Annotated in this window: 17 protein-coding genes; 11 read left to right on the top strand and 6 right to left on the bottom strand. The window is 69.0% G+C overall.

Going from position 1 to position 20965, the window contains the following annotated elements:
- Nucleotides 1-109: 109 nt before the first annotated feature.
- Nucleotides 110-1069: a Gfo/Idh/MocA family protein gene (locus N802_RS03185; protein ID WP_211254333.1), complete on the bottom strand. Its 960-nt coding sequence runs from the start codon at nt 1067-1069 to the stop codon at nt 110-112.
- A gap of 231 nt (nt 1070-1300) precedes the next feature.
- Here N802_RS03185 and N802_RS03180 point away from each other — a divergent pair, with 231 nt between their 5' ends.
- Nucleotides 1301-1795 (top strand): RNA polymerase sigma factor, encoded by a 495-nt coding sequence (locus N802_RS03180; protein ID WP_035912177.1) that lies wholly within the window; start codon nt 1301-1303, stop codon nt 1793-1795.
- The gene (locus N802_RS03175) at nt 1788-3095 is read left to right on the top strand and encodes a hypothetical protein (protein WP_035912173.1); all 1308 of its coding nucleotides are present in this window, start codon (nt 1788-1790) and stop codon (nt 3093-3095) included. Before N802_RS03180 ends, N802_RS03175 begins: the two co-directional genes overlap by 8 nt.
- Before the next feature lie 68 nt (nt 3096-3163).
- On the opposite strand, the gene hutU is transcribed toward N802_RS03175, so the two are convergent.
- Entirely contained in the window at nt 3164-4822 is a 1659-nt protein-coding gene (hutU, locus tag N802_RS03170) for a urocanate hydratase (protein WP_035912170.1), read from the bottom strand.
- A 293-nt stretch (nt 4823-5115) separates the two neighbouring features.
- Between hutU and N802_RS03165 the strand changes: the two genes are divergently transcribed.
- From N802_RS03165 to N802_RS03135, 7 genes are read left to right on the top strand one after another with little or no spacing between them, the layout of a single operon-like run.
- Nucleotides 5116-6360 (top strand): DUF6986 family protein, encoded by a 1245-nt coding sequence (locus N802_RS03165; protein WP_035912168.1) that lies wholly within the window; start codon nt 5116-5118, stop codon nt 6358-6360.
- A gap of 11 nt (nt 6361-6371) precedes the next feature.
- Nucleotides 6372-7295, top strand: coding sequence for a factor-independent urate hydroxylase (pucL, locus tag N802_RS03160; protein WP_035912789.1), 924 nt, complete (start codon nt 6372-6374; stop codon nt 7293-7295).
- Between the two features lie 15 nt (nt 7296-7310).
- Nucleotides 7311-7811 (top strand): 2-oxo-4-hydroxy-4-carboxy-5-ureidoimidazoline decarboxylase, encoded by a 501-nt coding sequence (gene uraD, locus N802_RS03155; RefSeq protein WP_035912164.1) that lies wholly within the window; start codon nt 7311-7313, stop codon nt 7809-7811.
- Between the two features lie 3 nt (nt 7812-7814).
- Nucleotides 7815-8141 carry a hydroxyisourate hydrolase gene (uraH, locus tag N802_RS03150; protein ID WP_035912161.1) on the top strand — a complete coding sequence of 109 codons (327 nt, stop codon included), beginning with the start codon at nt 7815-7817 and terminating at the stop codon, nt 8139-8141.
- Between the two features lie 5 nt (nt 8142-8146).
- Nucleotides 8147-9496: an allantoinase AllB gene (gene allB, locus N802_RS03145; RefSeq protein ID WP_035912158.1), complete on the top strand. Its 1350-nt coding sequence runs from the start codon at nt 8147-8149 to the stop codon at nt 9494-9496.
- Nucleotides 9493-10323, top strand: coding sequence for a bifunctional allantoicase/(S)-ureidoglycine aminohydrolase (locus N802_RS03140; protein ID WP_035912155.1), 831 nt, complete (start codon nt 9493-9495; stop codon nt 10321-10323). Before allB ends, N802_RS03140 begins: the two co-directional genes overlap by 4 nt.
- Before the next feature lie 19 nt (nt 10324-10342).
- Entirely contained in the window at nt 10343-10726 is a 384-nt protein-coding gene (locus N802_RS03135) for an iron chaperone (RefSeq protein WP_245613808.1), read from the top strand.
- An 18-nt stretch (nt 10727-10744) separates the two neighbouring features.
- On the opposite strand, the gene aceB is transcribed toward N802_RS03135, so the two are convergent.
- Complete coding sequence (gene aceB / locus N802_RS03130; RefSeq protein WP_035912150.1) at nt 10745-12337, bottom strand: malate synthase A; 1593 nt, start codon at nt 12335-12337, stop codon at nt 10745-10747.
- Between the two features lie 107 nt (nt 12338-12444).
- Nucleotides 12445-14010, bottom strand: a complete 1566-nt coding sequence (gene hutH / locus N802_RS03125) for a histidine ammonia-lyase (RefSeq protein WP_035912147.1) — start codon at nt 14008-14010, stop codon at nt 12445-12447.
- Between the two features lie 272 nt (nt 14011-14282).
- Between hutH and N802_RS03120 the strand changes: the two genes are divergently transcribed.
- Nucleotides 14283-14939, top strand: coding sequence for a TetR/AcrR family transcriptional regulator (locus N802_RS03120; RefSeq protein WP_035912143.1), 657 nt, complete (start codon nt 14283-14285; stop codon nt 14937-14939).
- A 1-nt stretch (nt 14940) separates the two neighbouring features.
- Nucleotides 14941-17541 (top strand): MMPL family transporter, encoded by a 2601-nt coding sequence (locus tag N802_RS03115; RefSeq protein WP_035912141.1) that lies wholly within the window; start codon nt 14941-14943, stop codon nt 17539-17541.
- Nucleotides 17542-17639: 98 nt separating this feature from the next.
- Here N802_RS03115 and dacB read toward each other — a convergent pair whose 3' ends face one another.
- Nucleotides 17640-19007, bottom strand: coding sequence for a D-alanyl-D-alanine carboxypeptidase/D-alanyl-D-alanine endopeptidase (dacB, locus tag N802_RS03110; RefSeq protein ID WP_052109372.1), 1368 nt, complete (start codon nt 19005-19007; stop codon nt 17640-17642).
- A 65-nt stretch (nt 19008-19072) separates the two neighbouring features.
- A complete protein-coding gene (locus tag N802_RS03105) occupies nt 19073-20965 on the bottom strand; it encodes an ABC transporter ATP-binding protein (RefSeq protein ID WP_425402457.1) in 1893 nt (630 codons plus the stop codon).

Genomic DNA, 20965 nt, shown 5'->3' with positions numbered 1-20965 from the left:
TAGAGGCGGCCGGAGGCCGCTGACAATGTGACTTTGCGCCTATATCGCCGGGCGGCTCGCCAACGTGACGAACGGTCCTTGCCGAGCGCCCAACGGCGATGAGGTGAAATCAGCGGGACGCGAGTACCCCTTCGACGACACGCTGGACCCGCAGCGCGGCAGCGAAGTCGGCGAGGTTGACGAGCCCCTCGCCGCGCACGGCGTTGGCAAAGGCCGAGAGCCGTGTCGCTTCGGAGCCACGCGCCCCGGGCGGGTCCACGAGAGTCCAGCCCTCGCCGTCGGAGGCGCTGAGGTCCCCCCAGTTCGTGAGGCGGTAAGACCGGCGGGCACCGACGATCTCCCACTCATAGGTCTCCGCGAGCCCGACCTTCACCTCACCCTGCAGAACCACAGGAACACCCGCAGCAGTGAAGCCCGCCTCCACCCGCGTCTCCGCGTCGGCGGGCGCGGGACGGTCAACCGTCGCGCTCTCGAGGGTGAGCGGTCCGAGTAGCCGGTCCGTGACGAAAGCGAAGTGGGAGAACACTTCTCGCACGAATCCGCCCTGCTCGCCGCGGGCGAGCCACGCCGCGTCACGCTGGAACTCGCGCGGCCACTCAGGGAAGGCCAGCCGGATCGTCACCGACTCGACGGCACCGACCTCGCCGGCTTGGAGGGCTCGCTCGACCTCAAGTGCCGCCGCCCGGTCCGCGAGCGCGAAGTTCACTGCGCCGACGAGCCCGGTCTCGGCGGCAAGGGCAACCATGGCCTCGCCTTCAGCGAGGTCGACGGCGAGGGGCTTCTCGCAGAACACGTGCTTGCCAGCCCGCATCGCCCGCTCCGCGAGCGCCGCATGGAAGGCCGGAGGTGTGGCGATGTAGACCGCATCCACCTGCGAAGCGGTCGCCACCGCGTCGGGGTCCGTTCCGCCCCGAAGGCCCGGATGCTCCCGCAACAGCCGATCGACCACGTCGGCGGAGATGTCGGCCACCGCCACCACCTCGACCTCCGGGTGGTCCACGGCGGCACTGAGCAGCTCGCTCCCCATCGCGCCCAGCCCGATGACCCCCATGCGCACTCGTGTCGTCACGCTGGGAACCCTAGGGCTTGCGAAGGTGCCTGAAGGACAGGCTCGGTATGCCGGGTGGTGAGCACCCGGCATACCGCGCCTTTGCGTCGTGGCCGGGAGTTCCCGCGAACCGGCGCCGGCGCCGATCCGGGCGGAGGACCATGAAATTCAGGAGGTCCGGGAACCGGACCGCCTGCTCGATGGTCGTTGAGGTGTCGAGTTCTCGTCGACACCAGAGACGGAGGTGCGGCCATGGCGGCAAGCGAGGCGCTGTCGGCGATCTACGACGCGTCCTACTCACGTTTGGTGGCCCAACTCATCGTCATCACCGGCTCCCAGGAAGAGGCCGAGGATGCGGTGCAGGAGGCGTTCGTCAAGGGCATCCGACAAGGAGCTCGCTTCGACCTGATCGACAACCCCGAGGCGTGGCTGCGCACCGTCGCAATCAACACCCAGCGCACGCGCTGGCACCGATCCGCTGTGCTGCGCCGGCTCCTGCCGAAGGTCCCCGGCCCAGTCCGGCCGGTCGAGCCCACACCAGAACGGCTCGCCGTCGCGGACGCCCTCGCCCGCCTCAAGCCGGAGTGGCGCACCGTCGTCGTCCTGCACCACCTCGCCGACCAGCCCATCGAGGCGATCGCGACCCAACTCGGCCTACCCGTGGGGACAGTGAAGTCACGCCTCGCCCGCGCCCGCGAACAACTCGGGAACGACCTGCGCATCTCCGAGGAGGCCGACCATGTCTGACCTTCGGTCCTACGCCACGAGCCTCGAGCGAGACATCGTGCCGCGCGACCTAGCCGAACTCGAACGCGTCGCCCAGCGGCGAGCGAGACTGCGGGTCAGCAGCACTCTCGCGCTGTCAGCTGCTGCCTTCATGGCCATCTACGTCCTGGTGGCGGGTGGACCTGCCACGGACCGGGGCACCTTGCCGGCGGTCAACCCCACCCCGACCCCGGTGTCGTCGCTGTCGCCCGAAGAGATTGCGGCGTTCGGCGGGGACCCGGCAGATTCCACTCTTTCCGATGACGGCGTCGCGGCAACGCTCACGGCACACCAGGCCTGTCCGGGCGACCCAGGGGTGGCCCCCGGAGCGGGAGAGTGTCGCGTTGTGTATCGGGTGACGGGCCCCGGAGGTACCCACCAGACCTACGTCCTGACGGGGCCAAACGAGTCGCTCGGGTCTGTGGCCTACCTGGGCCGCGGCGAGTTCATCGTCTACTGCCCGATCTGTGGCGACGGTAAGGGCGTCTACACCGTCTCTGCTCACCTTGAGAAGCCACGGCTCCTGCCCATCGACGGCACCCCGTCGCTGCCGCGGCCGGGGTTGACGCTCGTGCCCTGCCGTTTCGACACGTGCACTTTCGACCGCAACAGTCGGGAGTTGGCCCCCCTCGATCTTGCGACCCTCCCCTTCTGGATCGACCAAGTGATTCAGACCCCCTGGGTGAGCATGGAACCCGGGGTGGAGCGGCTGGAGACGGGCCAGGTCTACGTTCCTTCCGGCATCCTGCTGAACAGCGGCCCAGGTGCGCCTCCGTCACTCATCGTCACTCCCGGTCGCACAGCGCTGGAGCTCCGGGAACTCCCCACCAAGGTGCCCGCGAGTCCCGGCCTCACCGGCTGGTTCGTCGCCGGCAGTCACGAGAACTGGACCTGCCCCTGCGTCGTGGATCCGAAGAGTGCCACGATCGCGCAGATCGACCTCCCGGACAGCGACGCCACCTGGTCCAAGTCCAATGAGCAGGGTTGGTGGGGGCTGGCGGGTGACGGACGAACCGCCTGGGTGTTCCGCGATCGGACGCCGATGAAGGTCACCGTCCCGCTTCGCGCACCCGACAGCGGCATGTGGATCGCCGACGGCGACCCCACCACCATCGCCTTCATCGAACGCGTTCGTGCAGAGGGCGGGCCCAGCACCCACTATCTCCACGCCAGTCTTGACCGCGGCCTGACGTGGCGCAGTGTGGCGGTGCCGGAGTCCGCCATGCGCCCCTCCGACGCGCCGCTCGACCCGGCATGGCGAAGCTGGCCTGCGGCCCGCTGAACCAGAGGCGAGGGTATGCCGGGTGGCGAGCACCCGGCATACCCTCGCCGTTGTCTGTGGGCTGGGACTCAGCCCTCGCGCATCGGGATGCGGATGCGCTGATCGTCCGCGGTGCGCTCGGCGATGTCGTAGCCGGCGTCGACGTGCCGAATGACGCCCATCGCGGGGTCATTGCTGAGGACACGGGCGAGCTTCTGGGCGGCGAGTTCCGTGCCGTCCGCAAGGGACACCTGCCCGGCGTGGATCGAACGACCCATGCCGACGCCGCCGCCGTGGTGGATCGAGACCCAACTCGCCCCGCTCGAGGTGTTGACGAGGGCGTTGAGGAGCGGCCAGTCGGCGATGGCGTCGGAGCCGTCGGCCATGGCCTCGGTCTCGCGATAGGGGCTCGCGACGGAGCCGGTGTCAAGGTGGTCGCGGCCGATGACGATGGGTGCACTCACCTCGCCGGTGCGGACGAGTTCGTTGAAGGCCAGACCGGCCTTGTCACGCTCACCCTGACCGAGCCAGCAAATGCGAGCAGGCAAGCCCTGGAACGCAATTCGCTCCTGGGCGCCCTTGATCCACTTGTGCAGACGGTCGTTGTCGGGGAAGAGGTCGAGCACTGCACGGTCGGTGGCGGCGATGTCCTTGGGGTCACCCGAGAGCGCGGCCCAACGGAACGGGCCCTTGCCCTCGCAGAACAGCGGGCGGATGTAGGCAGGGACGAAGCCGGGGAATTCGAACGCGCGGTCGTAGCCGCCCTGACGCGCCTCGTCGCGGATGGAGTTGCCGTAGTCGAAGACCTCGGCACCGGCGTCCTGGAACTCGACCATGGCCTGGACGTGCTTGGCCATCGAGGCGCGGGCTCGGTCGGTGAACTCCTCAGGCTTCTTGGCGGCATACTCCGGCCAGTCCTCGAGCGAAATGCCTTCTGGCAGATAGGAAAGCGGGTCGTGGGCGCTCGTCTGGTCGGTGACGATGTCGATGGCCACACCACGGCGAAGCAGTTCGGGGAAGACCTCCGCTGCGTTGCCGACGACGCCGACGGACCAGCCGCGCTTTGCGTCCTTGGCCGCGATCGCCTTGTCGATGGCCTCGTCGAGGTTGTCGGCCACCTCGTCGAGGTAGCGGTGCTCGACGCGGCGACGGAGTCGCGACTCGTCGACGTCGACGATGAGGCAGGCGCCGCCGTTGAGGGTGACGGCCAGGGGCTGCGCACCACCCATGCCACCGCAGCCGCCGGTCAGGGTGAGCGTTCCGGCGAGGGTTCCGTTGAATCGCTTCTCCGCGATGGCCGCGAACGTCTCGTAGGTCCCCTGGACGATGCCCTGCGTGCCGATGTAGATCCAGGATCCTGCGGTCATCTGGCCGTACATCGTGAGGCCGAGCTGCTCGAGTCGGCGGAACTCGGGCCAGTTCGCCCAGTCGCCGACGAGGTTGGAGTTGGCGAGGAGGACGCGCGGCGCCCACTCGTGGGTCTGCATGACGCCGACCGGCTTGCCCGACTGGACGAGCATCGTCTCGTCCTGCTTGAGGGTGCTCAGGGTGCGGACCATCGCGTCGAAGCTGGCCCAGTCGCGGGCGGCACGACCGGTGCCGCCGTAGACGACGAGGTCGTCGGGGCGCTCGGCGTTCTCGGGGTCGAGGTTGTTCATGAGCATCCGCAGCGGCGCCTCGGCACCCCAGTGGGTCGCGTGGGTCAGCGACGTGCCTCGCGGGGCTCGAACGGGGCGTGCACCTTGCATGGATCCTCCTGGGACAAAGAACAGGGCTGGCGACGACGGGTCTGACGACGACAAAGACGAGAGAACGTGTATGCCGTTCCGCACCTTCATTGGACACCCGCAGCGCCGCGCACCGAGGGGCACGACCGGCAATCCCGTCTCGGATACCAGACCCGGCCGGCGACTGATTGCCCGTTCGGCCAGCGAGGAGGGCAGCGACGAACTGGCCGAACGGGCAATCAGTCGCCCTTCGTAGCCGTGTCGGGGCGGATACGCTCCCCTCATCGGAAGGGATCCCCATCCAGGAGTGCCCTGTGGACGCTGTCGACCCTCGCCTCATCGCCGAGCTCACGGCCGAGCTCGACGCGCAGCTGGCCGCGGCCGACGCCGAACTCGCCGCGCGCTTCCCCGGGGAGCGGCCCGGTCGCCAGCCGATCCATACCGTCTATGTCCCTGCCGATCGCTTCACCGCCGACATCGCGCGCCACTGGGGAACCGAAGCGCTCGAAACCATCGATGCCCACCTCGACACCTGGCACGACCTCGTCGCCGATGACACGGTGAGCGACCTCGTGCGCGCCAAACTTGCGTCGGAGCCGATCGAGGACCTGCGCATCGATTTCGAGGACGGCTACGGCAACCGTGGCGACGACGTCGAGGACGCCGACGTCACCCGTGCCGCGCGGGCGCTCGCCGACGCCCAGTCGCGCGGCACGGCAACGGAACTGCACGGCATACGGTTCAAGTCTTTTGAAGCGCCCACCCGAGCGCGCAGCGTGCGAACCCTCGTCGGCTTCGTCTCCGAGGTCGTCGCGAACGGCGGTTCGCTCGACCGGTTCGTCACGACCCTGCCCAAGGTGACGAGCGTCGACCAGGTGCGCGCGATGGTCCACGTGAGTGAGCGGCTCGAGTCCGTCCTCGACCTGGCTGCGGGAATTCTGCAGTTCGAAATCCAGGTCGAGACACCGCAATCCATCCTCGGACCCGACGGCACCGCTCTCGTAGCGCCGATGATCCAGGCGGGCGCAGGCAGGGTCACGTCCTTCCACTACGGGACCTACGACTACAGCGCGTATTCCGGCATTGCCGCCGAGTACCAGTCGCTGGAGCACCCCGTCGCCGACCACGCGAAGCTCGTGATGCAGGCGGCAGCGGCGGGAACGGGAGTGCGGCTCTCCGACGGGTCCACCAACATCCTTCCGGTGGGGGACGACGAGACGGTGCGCGCCGCGTGGCGGCTGCACCACCGACTGGTCGGCCGCTCGCTCGAGCGCGGCTACTACCAGGGTTGGGACCTCCACCCAGCGCAGTTGCCCACCAGGTATGCCGCGACGTTTGCGTTCTACCGCAACGGATTCGAGCGCGCTGCACGCAGGCTGCGTGACTACCTCGCACAGGTCGGTGGCAGCGTGCAGGACGAGCCCGCCACAGCCCGAGCCCTCAGTGACTTCATTGGCAGAGGTCGCGAGTGCGGCGCGATCACAGCCCACGAGGTCGAGTCCGGCACCGGCCTGGACGAGCACTCGCTCATGACGCTCGCCAGACCCACCAGATCGTGAACACTGGCAGCATGCCCACCCACCTCGGATCGAACCAGTACGGCAAGGCGGAGAATCGCGTCGTCCGGATCTATCGCGACACCGACCGGCACGAGATCCGCGACCTCAACGTCTCGACCTCCTTGCGGGGTGACTTCGACGAGGCACACACCACCGGCGACCAGACCAAGATCCTCCCGACCGACACCCAGAAGAACACCGCGTTCGCCTACGCCAAGGAGCACGGCGTCACGTCGCCCGAGGACTACGCCCTCGCCCTCGGCACCCACTTCCTCGACGCCGCGCCCGCAGCCACTGCCGCGCAGATCCGGGTCGAGGAGTACGCCTGGGACCGCATCACAGTGGATGGCCGCGAGCACGACCACAGCTTCGTGCGCGGTGGCACCGAGACCCGCACCTGCGTTGTGACCGTCGAGGGGCGCGGCGCGGACCAGCGGCTCTGGGTCCTCGGCGGCCTGCAGGACCTCGTCGTGTTGAAGTCCACGGGGTCCGAGTTCAAGGGCTTCCTCAAGGACGGCTACACGACCCTGCCGGAAGCGGACGACCGCGTCCTGGCGACCTCGCTCACCGCCCGGTGGCGCTACGACCTCGACACGATCGGGGACGTGGAGGGCTTCGACTGGGACGGCACCTACGGGAGCGTCCGCTCGATTCTGCTCGCGGCCTTTGCCCGAACCCACAGCCGGGCGCTGCAGGAGACGCTCTTCGTCATGGGAGATGAAGTCCTCGGGGCACACCCCGAGGTGGCCGAGATCCGGTTCTCCGCGCCCAACAAGCACCACTTCCTCTATGACCTGTCACCGTTCGGCGTCGAGAACAACGGTGAGGTCTTCATTGCTGCCGATCGGCCCTACGGGCTCATCGAGGCCACCGTCTCCCGTGACGACGCGTCGGACCCGGGCTCGGCGTGGACCGCCGTGCCTGGGTTCATCTGATCAGGAGGTCCAGGGATGTCCGAGCAGCAGCGTCTCGAGCGCTTCAACGCTCTCGATCCGGCTGAGGCGAAGCGCGCGCTCGCCGCCTGCCTCGATGTCGCTCGCTGGGTCGACGAGGTTGAAAACGGACGACCGTATGCCGTTCGGCACGTTCTGCTCGACACGGCCGATCGTGCCGCGCGCCGGCTCACCGACACCGAGTTGGAGTCGGCTCTCGCCGGTCACCCCCGCATCGGTGAACGCGCCCGGGCCGGTCACAACATCGAAGCGTCGGCCCGCGAGCAAGCTGCCGTTGACGACAGGGACACAGAGGTGGCGGAACGTCTGAGAGCCGGCAACACGGCATACGAGAAGCGGTTTGACCGCGTGTTCCTCATTCGGGCGGCCGGCCGCAGTGCGCCGGAGATTCTCGCCGAACTCGAACGGCGTCTGCGCAACGATGATGAGGTGGAGCGGGCCGAGGTGGTCGACAACCTCCGCCAGATCGCCCTGCTACGACTCGAACAGGTGGTGTAGCCCGTGGGAACGCTCAGCACACACGTCCTCGACACGTCGCTCGGACACCCTGCCGCCGGGGTGGCGGTCACACTCACGACGACGGATGGCACGGAGTTGGCGAAGGCGACGACCGACGCCGACGGACGGGTCGGCGCGCTCGGGCCCGAGGTGCTCGAGGCCGGGGACTACGTCCTGACCTTCGCCACGGGCGCGTACTTCGCGCAGTCCGGTGTCCGCGGCTTCTATCCGCAGGTGACCGTCGCCTTCACGATCAGCGACGGCACCGAGCACTTCCACGTGCCCCTGCTCCTCAGCCCCTTCGGCTACTCGACCTACCGCGGCAGCTGACCACGATGCTTGGCGTGGAGGGTGATCTGGTCATCAGGGCACCGCGCGCCATCATCGACGGCCGGGAGCAGTCCGCCGTGGTGTCCGTGCGCGGGGGGCGCATCGTCGCGATCGGGGCCTTGGACACGTTCTCTGGCAAGGGATCCCAGATCGTCGACTTGGCCGACGACGAGGTTCTCCTGCCGGGACTCGTGGACACCCACGTCCACGTCAACGAGCCCGGCCGGACCGAGTGGGAGGGCTTCGACAGCGCCACCCGGGCCGCGGCTGCCGGTGGCGTGACGACGATCATCGACATGCCGCTCAACAGCATCCCGTCGACGGTGACGGTCGACGCGCTGCGGATCAAGCGTGAGGTCGCTGCACCCCAGGTCCGCGTCGATGTCGGCTTCTGGGGCGGTGCGGTGCCGGACCACCTCGGCGACCTCGAAGCGCTGCACGAGGCCGGAGTCTTCGGGTTCAAGTGCTTCCTCGCCGACTCCGGGGTGGAGGAGTTCCCACCGTTGGACGCCGACCAGTTCAGGACGGCGATGACCGAGACCGCGCGGCTGGGGGCGCTGCTCATCGTGCATGCCGAGGACGCCGGGACGCTGGCTGCGGCCACTCCAGCAAGCGGTCGCGTCTATGGCGACTTCCTCGCCTCCCGCCCGCCGACCGCCGAGGACGTGGCGATCGCTCAGGTCATCGACGTGACCCGCGAGACGGGCGGGCGGTCGCACGTCGTGCACCTGTCGAGTGCCAGCGCGCTGGCGAGCCTGCGCGCTGCCCGGGCCGAAGGGCTGGACGTCACCGTCGAGTCCTGCCCGCACTACTTGGCCCTGGACGCCGAGCACATCGCCGACGGCGCCACCTCGTTCAAGTGCTGCCCACCGATTCGCGACCACGCGAACCAGGACGCCCTGTGGGCGGGACTTGCCGCGAGTGACATCGACTTCGTCGTGTCCGACCACTCGCCCTCCACCGCGGACCTCAAACAGTTCGACGCCGGCGACTTCGGGCTGGCTTGGGGAGGCATCGCCTCGCTCCAGGTCGGGCTTCCCGCCATGTGGAGCGCGGCCCGCGAGCGCGGACACACCCTCGCCGACGTGGTGCGGTGGATGGCGACCGCCACGGCGGACCGGGTCGGGCTGCACCACAAGGGCCGGCTCGCCGTCGGGGCAGACGCCGACTTCGTCGTCTTCGCCCCCGACGAGGAGTGGGATGTGGACGTGTCCGCCCTCCACCACAGGAACCCCGTGTCGGCCTGGGCCGACCACCACCTGACCGGACAGGTACGCCAGACCTGGCTGCACGGCATACGGATCACGAACGACAGCGCTCCCGGCGGCCGACTGCTCACGAGAGGACAGCGATGACCAGCTCCTACCACGTGCCCCAGGGCGGCTTGCCGCCGCAGACCCAGCTCACGACCGATCGGGCTCGTTTCACGACGGCGTATGCCGTCCTGGCGAAGGGCACGATGACCGACATCGTCACGTCGTTGCTCCCCTTCTGGGAGGGCATGCGGATGTGGGTCATCGCGCGGCCGCTCAGCGGCTTCGCCGAGACGTTCAGCCAGTACCTCGTCGAGGTCTCGCCCGGCGGTGGGTCGGATCGGCCCGAGCTCGATCCCGGCGCCGAAGGTGTGCTCTTCGTCGTGGCCGGGACGCTCGAACTCACTCTGGGCGACGAGGTGCATCCGATCGCGCCCGGCGGGTATGCCTTCATCCCACCCGGCAGCGACTGGACTCTGCACAACCGCGGCGACGAGGTCGCGAATTTCCACTGGATCCGCAAGGCGTACCAGCGGGTCGACGGCATCGACGTGCCGTCGGCGTTCGTCACCTCCGAGGCCGACGTGGAGGGCGTCGAGATGCCCGGAACGGACGGCGCCTGGACGACGCAACGTTTCGTCGACCCCACGGACATCCGGCACGACATGCACGTCAACATCGTGAACTTCGAGCCGGGAGGCACGATCCCCTTCCCCGAGACCCACGTGATGGAGCACGGCCTCTATGTCCTCGAGGGCAAGGCCGTCTATCTGCTCAACGAGGACTGGGTCGAGGTCGAGGCCGGTGACTTCATGTGGCTGCGGGCGTTCTGTCCCCAGGCCTGCTACGCCGGTGGCCCCGGGCGGTTCCGCTATCTGCTCTACAAGGACGTCAACCGGCATGCGACGCTGAGTCGCCAGTTCATCTGAGCTGCTTCAGCCTCGAAGCATGCGGAATGAGGAGCGAGACACCACCATGACGACGGTCGCCGACCACGACGCCTACATCGCTGCGGCACCCGAGACCTTCCGGCCCGCGCTGGAGCGGCTGCGCACGCTGCTGGCGCAGGCCCTGCCGGAGGCGGAGGAGATGGTCGCCTACAACCTGCCCGGCTTCAGTGTCGGCGGCACGGTCGTCGCGAGCTATGCCGCGTTCACCAAGCAATGCGGGGTGTATTTCCTCGGCCCCGCCATCGCCGAACACGCCGAACAGATCACGGCGGCGGGCTTCAAGGCAACGAAGACCGGCATCACCTTCGCGCCGAGCAAACCGGTCCCGGAGGACCTCATCGTGCGGCTCGCACGGGCGTCGCGACAGAGCCTCGAGGACTGATCGCTCGACCTGACCCGCTCACTCACCTGCGCGGATGATTTCGGCGTATGCCGGGATCGTCAGGAAGTCCGCGTAGTCGTCGTCCAGCGCTGTGCGCACGAAGAGCTCACGCGCCAGCGGAAGGTGCGCGGCGTAGGCGCCCGACTCGACCAGCCCGGCATACTCCTCCTCCACGATCCGCTCGACGAGCTCGCGGGTGACCGTCTCGCCGGTGTCGAGCGTGGCGCCGTTGTGCGTCCACTGCCAGATCTGCGAGCGCGAGATCTCTGCGGTGGCGGCGTCCTCCATGAGGTTGTGGATGGCGGCGGCGCCGTTGCCGGAGAGCCAGGCCGCGAGATAGGTGATGCCGACCTCGACATTGCCGCGTAGACCAGCCTCGGTCCGTTCGCCGGGGGTCTGGTCGAGGGCCAGCAGGTCAGCGGCGGTGACGGAGGCGTCGTCGCGCTGACGGTCGAGTTGGTTGTCGCCATCGAGGACGCTGCCGAAGATCTCGGCACACACCGGCACGAGGTCGGGGTGGGCGACCCAGGACCCATCGAACCCGGCCTGCGCCTCCCTGGTCTTGTCGGCCCGCACCTTCTCGAACGCGACCCGGTTGACCCCCTCGTCGCGGCGTGAGGGGATGAACGCCGCCATGCCGCCCATGGCGAAGGCGCCGCGGCGGTGGCAGGTCTGCACGAGGAGGTCCGAGTAGGCCTTCATCATCGGGGCGTTCATCGTCACGGCGTTGCGGTCGGGGAGCGTGTGGTCACCGGGGGCGTCACGGAAGTTCTTGATGATGCTGAAGAGGTAGTCCCAGCGGCCGGCGTTGAGGCCGCCGGCGTGGTCGCGCAACTCATGGAGGATCTCGTCCATCTCGAAGGCCGCCATGATGGTCTCGATGAGGACGGTGGCGCGGATGGTTCCCTGCGGGATGCCCAGCCGGTCCTGGGTCCACACGAAGACGTCGTTCCACAGCCGGGCCTCGAGGTGCGACTCCATCTTGGGGAGGTAGAAATAGGGACCCCTGCCCTGCTGGACGAGCTCGCGCGCGTTGTGGACGACATAGAGCCCGAAGTCGACGAGTCCGCCGACGAGCGGTTCGCCGTCAAGGCTGAGGTGCGCCTCGTCGAGGTGCCACCCGCGTGGCCGCGGCATGATGACCGGGGTGTTGTCGGGGTCCTGGAGCGCATAGTGCTTGCCCTCGGGCGTCGTCAGTTCGATGGTGCGGCGGACGGCGTCGCGCAGGGTGAGCTGGCCGCCGATGACGTTGCGCCAGTGGGGTGTGTTGGCATCCTCGAAGTCGGCGAGCCACACCTTGGCCCCGGAGTTGAGCGCGTTGATCGCCATCTTGCGGTCCGTGGGCCCGGTGATCTCGACCCGGCGGTCGCGCAGGTCTGCCGGCGCAGGCGCCACCTCCCAATCGGCCTCGCGCACTGCGGCCGTCTCAGGCAGGAAATCCAAGGTGCCTGTGCGAGAGATCGCTTCGCGTCGCTGATGTCGTGCGGCCAGGAGCTCGTCGCGCCTGGCCGCGAACTCCCGATGCAGTCCGGCCAGGAGATCCATGGCCTCGGGCGTGAGGATCTCGTCCTGCCCGTCGATGTGCGGGCCGGTGACAACGATGGCGGACACGGCAGGACCCCTTGCGCTCGAACCGGATCTGAGTGCGTGCGGATTCACCCTTCCGCACGTCGCGGACCTCGGCAAGGGATTCCTGCTCGTATGCCGTGCGCCAAGTCTCAGTTCAGCCGGCCGGTGATCTTCTCGGCCGCGGTGACGACGGTGCCGTCGAGGACGGCCTCGTAGGCCGCCTCCAGGTCGGGAGCGAGGAACCGGTCGGGCCCCGGGGCGACGTTGCCGACCTCGGCGAGCGCCGCGATGACCGACCCCGATGCGGGTGCCGGCTGGAGGGGTGCGCGCAGCTGGATCCCGCGGGAGGCCGCTACCAGTTCGATGGCCAGGACTCGGGTGAGCGCGTCGACCGAGCGACGGAGCTTGCGCGCAGCCGACCAGCCCATCGACACGTGGTCCTCCTGCATGGCGCTGCTCGGGATCGAGTCGACACTCGCCGGGTTGGCGAGGCGCTTCATCTCGGACACCATCGCGGCCTGGGTGTATTGCGCGATCATCAGCCCCGAGTCGACACCGGGGTCGTCGGCGAGGAAGGGCGGCAGCCCGTGGTTGCGCGCCTTGTCGAGGAACCGGTCGGTGCGTCGCTCGGAGATCGAGGCCAGGTCGGCGGCCACGATCGAGAGGAAGTCGAGCACATAGGCGACCGGGGCGCCGTGGAAGTTGCCGTTGGACTGGACGCGCCCGTCGAGCGTGACGACGGGGTTGTCGATGGCCGAAGCGAGCTCCCACTCGGCGACGCGAGCGGCATGGTCGATCGTGTCGCGCACTCCCCCCGCGACCTGCGGCGCGCAGCGGAGCGAATAGGCGTCCTGAACGCGCGTGTCCGATTCGGCGTCGCGGTGAGACTCGCGAATGGGGCTGTCGGACAACACCTTTCGCATGTTCTCCGCGGATCGTGCCTGTCCCGGCTGCGGGCGGAGCGCCTGCAGGTCGGCGGCGAACACGTCGTCCGAGCCCATGAGCCCCTCGACCGACATGGCTGCGGCAATGTCGGCCGTCGTCACGAGCTGGCGCAGGTCGGTGATGGCGAGGCAGAGCATGCCGAGCATGCCGTCGGTGCCGTTGATGAGGGCGAGACCCTCCTTCTCGGCGAGCTCGACGGGGGTGATGCCGGCAGCGCTCAGCGCGTCTCCGGCCTCCATGACCTCACCGTCGAGGTCGCGCACCAGCCCTTCGCCCATGAGCGCGAGCGCGCAGTGCGACAGCGGCGCCAGGTCGCCGGAGCAGCCGAGCGAGCCGTATTCGTGCACGACCGGCGTGATCCCCGCGTTGAGGATGGCGACATAGGTCTCCAGCGTTTCACCACGCACTCCGGTGCGACCGGTGGCCAGGGTGTTGATGCGGAGCAGCATGAGCGCGCGCACGACCTCGCGCTCGACCTCGGGGCCGGCCCCGGCCGCGTGCGAGCGCACCAGCGAGCGCTGCAGTTGGGCGCGCAGATCCGCCGGGATGTGCCGCGTCGCGAGAGCGCCGAACCCGGTGGACACCCCGTAGTGCGGGACCGTGTCGCTGGCCAGTCCCTCGATCGTGCCGCGGGTCGCGCGGACCGAGTCGAGAGCGGTGGGGCTGAGTTCGATCTGAGCTCCGTGGCGCGCGACGCGCACGACGTCGGCGATGCTCAGGCGCTCGCCTCCGACCGTGACCGCGTGCTTCTGGGCGTGGGTGTCCGTCATGCGACAAGCACACCGCAGGTATGCCGTCCGCGCGAGGCGCGCACACGGCATACCGTCTCGAATCCAAGACTCCCCAGAGCCACGGGGTTGGAGGGAGGTCGCCCCCGCCCGTGCCGAACTCACCCAATTGGACGATTCCTGCACGGTGAACTTGCGCGATAGCGATGGTCAGGATCCCACCGAGGCCGCACAGGCAAGACATACACCGGTGTGCATTACTGCACACTTCAGCAATCTTGCACTGCGGTGCACCTTGGGTCTATGTTCTCCTCATGAGCGAGAACTCCGAGGCGACCGACGGGCTGCGCGCACGCAACCGCGAACGCACCACCAAGCGCCTGGAGCAGGCCGCGTGGGACCTCGTCGCCGAGAAGGGCTTCGACGCGGTCACGGCCGAGGCCATCGCCGAGCGGGCAGAGGTGTCGCGGCGCACGTTCTTCAACTACTACCCGCGCGTCGAGCTCGTCCTCCAGGAGCGCATGCGCGCCACCATCGCCGGGCTGGTCGACCGCTTCTGCGAGCGCCCGACCGACGAGGACGTTCAGGAGTCCCTCGCCGCCATCCTCAGTGAGCCCTTCGGGCCCGAACTCCTCGAGACGGCCGCGATCGTCTTCGGCCAAGCCTCCAGCTCTCCCGCCGCTCGGTTCTTCCTCGCCGAAGCACAGGCATCCGAGGTCTCGCAAGTGGCCGAAGCCCTCACCGCGCGGGGCGGCCCGTGGACCGATCCGATGGCCGCCCAGGTCGTCGCGCAAGCCGTCATGGGCGCAGGCCACGTCGCCACGATGGTCTGGCTCGGCCAGTCGCACGGCGTCGTCAACGACCGAACCCGCCAACTCCACCTCGACCTGCTCCGGCAGGCCTTTGCGCACCTGTTCATCACGTTCAGCGGGGCCTCCACCCTGGCTGACATCCCGAGCTCGGAGATCTGATATGGCCCTGTTCCTCTATCGCCTCGGGCGCCTCGCCGCCCGACATGCCTGGCTCACATTGGTGGCCTGGGTCGTCGTCCTCGGCGGTCTCGGCGGCACCATGGCAGCCGTCGCCAGCCCCCCCACCTCTGCGATCAGCATTCCGGGCGCCGAGTTCGCGTCGGTTCTCAAGACGCTCGGGCAGGAAATCCCCCGCGCCGCCGGCGGCATCGGCACGATCACGATCGAGAGCGAGAGCGGCCCGATCACGGCGGCCCAGCGCACGGCGATCGAAGCGACGATTGCCAAGTGGGAGAAGGCTCCTCACGTCCAGTCGGTGATGAATCCGTTTGAGTACCAAGCGCAGATCGACGATGGGCGCGCCCGGGTCGAGGCCGGACTCAAGGAGTTCAAGGACGCCGAATACAAGCTCCAACAGGGCCAGTGGATCCACGCCGAGGGCCAGAAGGACCTCGCCGCCGCACGTGCCGAACTCGCGGAGCTCGAGGCCGCGGGGCAGGGGCAGAGCGAGGCGGCCCGTGTGCTGCGCTACGAGATCCCCGCGCGGGTCAAGGGCAACGCGGGCATCAAGGCCGACCTCGACGAGGGTGAGAAGCAGCTCGCCGATGCACGCGTCCAGCTCGCAGAAGGCCAGACGACCCTGGGGCTCAGCGACGGCCTGCGGTTCGTCACCAAGGGTGGCGGCGGCGCCATGCTGCAGATCCAGTACGACACCGCGATTCCGCAGCTCTCCCCCGAGATCCGCTCACAGGTCCCCGAGATCGGCACCGGACTCACGAAGCACGGCCTGCGCGTCGACTACAGCGCCGACATCCTCCAGACCCGCAGCATCGTCGGGATCGGTGAGGTCATCGGGTTCGCCATTGCCGCGGCCGTGCTCATCATCATGCTCGGCACCCTCATCGCCGCCGGCCTGCCGCTGCTCGTCGCCCTCGTCGGCGTGGGCGCCGGGCTCCTCGCGGCCATGGCCGCCACCGCGTTCTTCGACATGAACTCGATGACGCCCGCCCTGGCGCTCATGCTCGGACTTGCCGTGGGCATCGACTACGCCCTCTTCATCGTCAATCGGCACCGCCAGCAGCTGCTCGACGGCGTGCCACTGCAGCACTCGATCGGCTTGGCCAACGGCACCGCGGGCAACGCGGTCGTCGTGGCCGGCACCACCGTCGTCATCGCGCTGGCCGCCCTCACCGTGTCGGGCCTGCCGATCCTCGCCCAGATGGGGCTGGTCGCCGCCGGAACCGTCGCGATGACGGTGCTCGTCGCCCTCACCGTGACGCCCGCCGTGCTCAGCCTCATCGGACGGCGCGTCATCTCGAAGCGCACTTGGCGCAAGTACGAAGACGGCCGGGCCAACGCCAGCGCCGACGACCTCGACGCTCCCGTGACGGGGCGCGGATCCGGCCGGTGGGCCGTCCTCGTGACCAACCGCCCGTGGCGGGCCATCGTCCTCACCGTCGTCGCCATCGGGCTGCTCGCGGCGCCTGCGATGTCACTGCGTCTCGGGCTCCCCGACGGCAGCAGCGAGCCCAGGGACTCCAGCGCCTTCCACTCCTACACGATGATCGAGCGGGAGTTCGGCGCCGGTTCCAACGGGCCCGTCATCGCGATGGTCTCCTTCGACGAGCCCGTGGCCGAGGAAGACCTCGCGAAGACGCAGAACAGCTACGGCCGCCAGCTCTACAACCTCGTCGGTGTCGAGCGCGTCGTCGCGTTCGGTGTGAGCGAGGACCGCGACACGCTCGCGTTCCAGGTCGTGCCACTCGAGGGACCGACGAGTGAGGCGACGACCGAACTCGTCCACGAGATGCGCGAGCTCAGCGACCGCATGCCCGCCGGGACGGAGCTGGGGATCACCGGCCAGACCGTCGCCAACATCGAGATCTCCGAACGCCTCGCCGCAGCGCTGCCGCTCTATGTCGCGCTCGTGGTGGGTCTGTCGCTGATCCTCCTCATGGCGGTGTTCCGCTCGGTGCTCGTGCCCCTCGTTGCGACCGCCGGATTCCTGCTCTCCGTCGCGGCCAGCTTCGGCGCCGTCGTCGCGGTCTATCAGTGGGGCTGGCTCGGCGACCTGCTCCAGGTGAGCCGTCCGGGGCCGATCATGCCCTTCATGCCGACCCTGCTCATCGGCGTCCTGTTCGGTCTCGCGATGGACTACCAGATGTTCCTCGTCTCCGGGATGCACGAGGCCCGCGCCCACGGCCAGGACAGCCGCACCGCGATCCGCACCGGATTCCGGCAGGGCTACAAGGTGGTCACGGCCGCGGCGCTCATCATGATCGCGGTCTTCGCGGGCTTCGTCTTCGCCCACCTCTCGATGATCCGGCCGATGGGCCTGGGACTCGCGATCGGTGTCGCCATCGACGCCTTCCTCGTGCGGATGACCCTGACCCCAGCCGTCCTGCACCTGCTCGGCGACCGCGCCTGGTGGATCCCGCGCTGGCTCGACCGCGCTCTCCCAGACCTCGACGTCGAGGGCACCAAGCTCCGGTCCCACCTCCAACTCGCGGAGGAGCAGGCAACTGCTGCCCTGCCCGACGAGGTGGAGTCCGACGAGGACGTGCGCGAACTCGCTCACGCCGGGAGCAACTCAGGAGCCTGAGTCCCGATCCAACGACAAACTCGGGGTATGCCGTTCAGCCGGCTGAACGGCATACCCCGAGTTTGTCTGTGGCACAGCAGGATTCGTGCACGGGTGGCTCAGGCCGGGTCACATCCGGTGGCGGCAGTCGCGAAGCGCTCGATCGCGAATCGCGCGGCAGCGTTGTCGGCTGCGCCGTTCTCGATGATGGAGAAGATGCGCTTCCGGCCATCCACCCCGTATGCCGTGCCGGACAGCGCGACCGCGTCGCTGAGCGAACCCGTCTTGGCCCGGACCCGGCCGCGCGCGCAGACCGTTTCCGGCTGCGCGAATCGGGACGCCAGGGTGCCGGAGACCCCAGCAGTCGGCAGGGCATTGTGGCGATAGATGACCGACTCGAGGGCACGGTTCTGGCTGATCGCACGCAGCACACTGGCCATGTTGGCGCCGGACATGCGGTCAGCCCGCGATAGACCCGAGCCATCCTCGATGACCGCCCCACTCATGTTGACCCCGACGGACTTCAGTGTCGCAACGGAATGCGCATTCGCCTCCGCCCACGTGGCGCCGTGCCCACCGAACAGCGAGGACTGCCGGTGGAAGGTCTCGGCGTAGTCGTTGGACGAGCCGTTGAGCATCTGGGCCACAAGCGTCGCCAGGGGCGGTGACTTGACGAGGTCCACCCTCGTGGCGCTCGCGGGCGCGACCTCACGTTCGAGCGACGTCACGGTGAGGCCGAGGCGGACGAGCTCGTTGCGGAAGACGGCCCCGGCGTCCATCGAGGTGTCCATGAGGTTGCGACCGTCGACGACCAGGGCCCGGACCGGGGCGACGTCGCCCGGGAGGTAGCTGTCCTTCCACCCGACGGCGTTGGTGGGCGCCGGGAACCGGGAGTCGTCGACACGGACGGCCACGGAGGTACGACCAGCAGCTGCGAGCGCTGCCCGGGCTGTCCCGGCCATGCGGCGGACCTCGGTGGCCGGGAGTGAGGGGTCGCCCCCGCCCTTGAGCCACAAGGTCGTTCGCGTCGCGTCGGTCAGCACCTCCGTGCGGAAGGTCTTCTTGGCACCCATGCTCCTCAGGGCCACGACCGCGGTGTTGAGCTTCTCGTTGGAGGCCGGCATGAGGGCGAGGCTCGGGTTGCGGCTGTAGATGACCTCGCCCGTCATCGCGTCCAGCACCACGGCGCTGACACCGGAACCGAGTGCGGGGTCGACGCCCGCCTTGGCGAGTCGCTCCGGGATCGTCCCCACGAGCGCTCCGCGTTGGCTCGCACCCTGACGGTCCCTCAGGATCTCCTGAGGCGTGTCCGGACGCGGCGCCGACTCGGGCCTCGGGTCTGCCACCGCCGTCCGGAACGGCTCGGCCGGGCGCGCCTTGCCGACCGCCCCCACGGCTCCCGCCGGTGCGGAGGTCATGAGGGCTGCCGCGGCGGTGATCGCTGCGGCGGCGCTGAGGGGTCCCCTGGCTCTGATGGTCGGCATCATGGGTCGTGATGCTGCCACGGCGCACCCGAGAGGCTCGTCGTGGCGCGCGCGAGATCAGAGTCGAGTCAGGCCGCAGACATCTCGTATGCCGTCCGCTCACCGGCGAGGGCCGCGTAGCGCCCTCCGAGCGCGAGGAGTTCACAGTGGGTGCCGCGCTCGAGGACCCGTCCGTGGTCGAGGACCGCGATCTCGTCGGCGTCCTCGATCGTCGAGAGCCGGTGGGCGATGGTGATCGTCGTGCGGCCGCGGACGAGTTCATCGAGCGCCTTCTGGACCGCTCGCTCGGTGTCGTTGTCGAGGGCACTGGTCGCCTCGTCGAGGACGAGGACCTTCGGGTTGCGCAGGATCGTGCGGGCGATGGCGATGCGCTGCTGCTCGCCACCGGAGAACCGGTGCCCCCGAGCGCCGACGACCGTGTCGAGTCCGTCGGGCAGGGTGGCGACGAGGTCGGCGACCTGGGCTGCGCCGAGCGCCTGCCACAACTCGGCCTCCGTGGCATCGGGCGCTGCGAGGAGCAGGTTCTCGCGGATCGACGCGTGGACGAGATAGGTCTCCTGCGACACGACACCGACGATGCGGGCGAGCTCCTCGGGGTCGAGGTCTCGCAGATCGACGCCGTCGATCGTCACGCGGCCACTGCTCGGGTCGTGCAGTCGTGCCACGAGCGACGCCAGCGTCGACTTGCCCGAGCCGGTGTGACCGACGAGGGCCAGCGAGCCGCCAGCCGGGACCACCGCCGAGATGGAGTCGAGGGCGAGAGGCGCGTCTGCGGCATACCGGAAGGAGACGTTCTCGAAGCGGATCTCGCCGCGCACGCGTTCCGGGTCGAGTGCCACCGGTGCGGTCGGGGCGGCGACGTCGGGGATGAGGTCGAGATATTCGAAAACCCTTGAGAACAGGGCCATCGAGGACACCCACTGGGCTCCGACGTTGAGCAGTCCCATGAGCGGTCGGAACACGCCGGCCTGGAGGGTGGTGAAGGCGATGAGCGTCCCGATGGTCATGCCACCGGAGGTCGCAGGGAGCCCGGCGATGAGATAAATCATCGCGGGGATGGCCGCGAAGATGACCTGCATCGTGGCCATGCGCCAGCGGCCCGCGAGCTGGCTGCGGAGTTCGAGGTCGACGAGCTCCTCGGACGTCGTGGCGAAGCGTTCGGCGTGACGGCGTCCGGCGCCGAGGGTCTTGGAGAGGCGCACACCCGAGACGGACAGGCCCTCCTCGATCTGAACGTTGAGGTCGGCGCGGCGCGACTGCTGGCGAGCGGTGACCTCGCGGCGGATGAGCGCCACCTTGCGCGTCATCCACACGGCCGGCGGGATGACGATGAGCGAGAGGAGGCTCAGGCGCCAGGACAAGGCGACCATGGCGACGGACGTGGCGACGGCGGTCGTGAGGTTTGAGGCGATCGAGGTCGCGGTCGTCGTGACGACGCCCTGCATGCCGTTGATGTCGTTGGTGAGGCGCGACTGGACCTCTCCGGCGCGGGTGCGCGTGAAGAAGCCCAGCGACTGCTGCTGCAGGTGGGCGAAGAGGTCGGTGCGGAGGCGGTGCATGACGCGCTGGCCCACACCCGTGGACATCCAGGTCTGCACGACGCCGAGGATCTGCGTGGTCGCGGCGACGGCGACCATTGCGCCGACGGCCAGGAGGAGCAGGCGCACGTCCTGCTGCGGGATGGCCGTGTCGACGACCTCGCGGACGAGGAACGGCTGGGCCATGGAGATGACGGACGTCGCGACGATGATCGCGGTGACGATGCCGATGGGGCGGCCGAAGCCGCGGAAGAGGGCAGTGACGCGCTTGAGCGGGACCGGGGCGATCTCGAGCTGGGCGCGGTCCCGCGGGTCGATCTTCATCGGCCCGCCTCCGGCTCCGCGGCCGCCTGCGCCGGTGCCTCGACCGCCGGGCAGGCGGGAGGCGGGGTCCTTGGGAGCGTCATGATGAGTGGCTGTCAT

The organism is Knoellia sinensis KCTC 19936 (assembly GCF_000768705.1).
GTDB lineage: Bacteria > Actinomycetota > Actinomycetes > Actinomycetales > Dermatophilaceae > Knoellia > Knoellia sinensis.
This window is presented reverse-complemented; position numbering and strand designations above follow the sequence as displayed.

Coding starts and splice junctions, on each gene's coding strand:
- N802_RS03140 (WP_035912155.1), top strand. CDS start 9,493: ATGACCAGCTCCTACCACGTGCCCCAGGGCGGCTTGCCGCCGCAGACC.
- pucL (WP_035912789.1), top strand. CDS start 6,372: ATGCCCACCCACCTCGGATCGAACCAGTACGGCAAGGCGGAGAATCGC.
- hutH (WP_035912147.1), bottom strand. CDS start 14,010: ATGACGGACACCCACGCCCAGAAGCACGCGGTCACGGTCGGAGGCGAG.
- N802_RS03105 (WP_425402457.1), bottom strand. CDS start 20,965: ATGACAGCCACTCATCATGACGCTCCCAAGGACCCCGCCTCCCGCCTG.
- allB (WP_035912158.1), top strand. CDS start 8,147: ATGCTTGGCGTGGAGGGTGATCTGGTCATCAGGGCACCGCGCGCCATC.
- dacB (WP_052109372.1), bottom strand. CDS start 19,007: ATGATGCCGACCATCAGAGCCAGGGGACCCCTCAGCGCCGCCGCAGCG.
- hutU (WP_035912170.1), bottom strand. CDS start 4,822: ATGCAAGGTGCACGCCCCGTTCGAGCCCCGCGAGGCACGTCGCTGACC.
- N802_RS03135 (WP_245613808.1), top strand. CDS start 10,343: ATGCGGAATGAGGAGCGAGACACCACCATGACGACGGTCGCCGACCAC.
- N802_RS03175 (WP_035912173.1), top strand. CDS start 1,788: ATGTCTGACCTTCGGTCCTACGCCACGAGCCTCGAGCGAGACATCGTG.
- uraD (WP_035912164.1), top strand. CDS start 7,311: ATGTCCGAGCAGCAGCGTCTCGAGCGCTTCAACGCTCTCGATCCGGCT.
- N802_RS03115 (WP_035912141.1), top strand. CDS start 14,941: ATGGCCCTGTTCCTCTATCGCCTCGGGCGCCTCGCCGCCCGACATGCC.
- N802_RS03180 (WP_035912177.1), top strand. CDS start 1,301: ATGGCGGCAAGCGAGGCGCTGTCGGCGATCTACGACGCGTCCTACTCA.
- N802_RS03120 (WP_035912143.1), top strand. CDS start 14,283: ATGAGCGAGAACTCCGAGGCGACCGACGGGCTGCGCGCACGCAACCGC.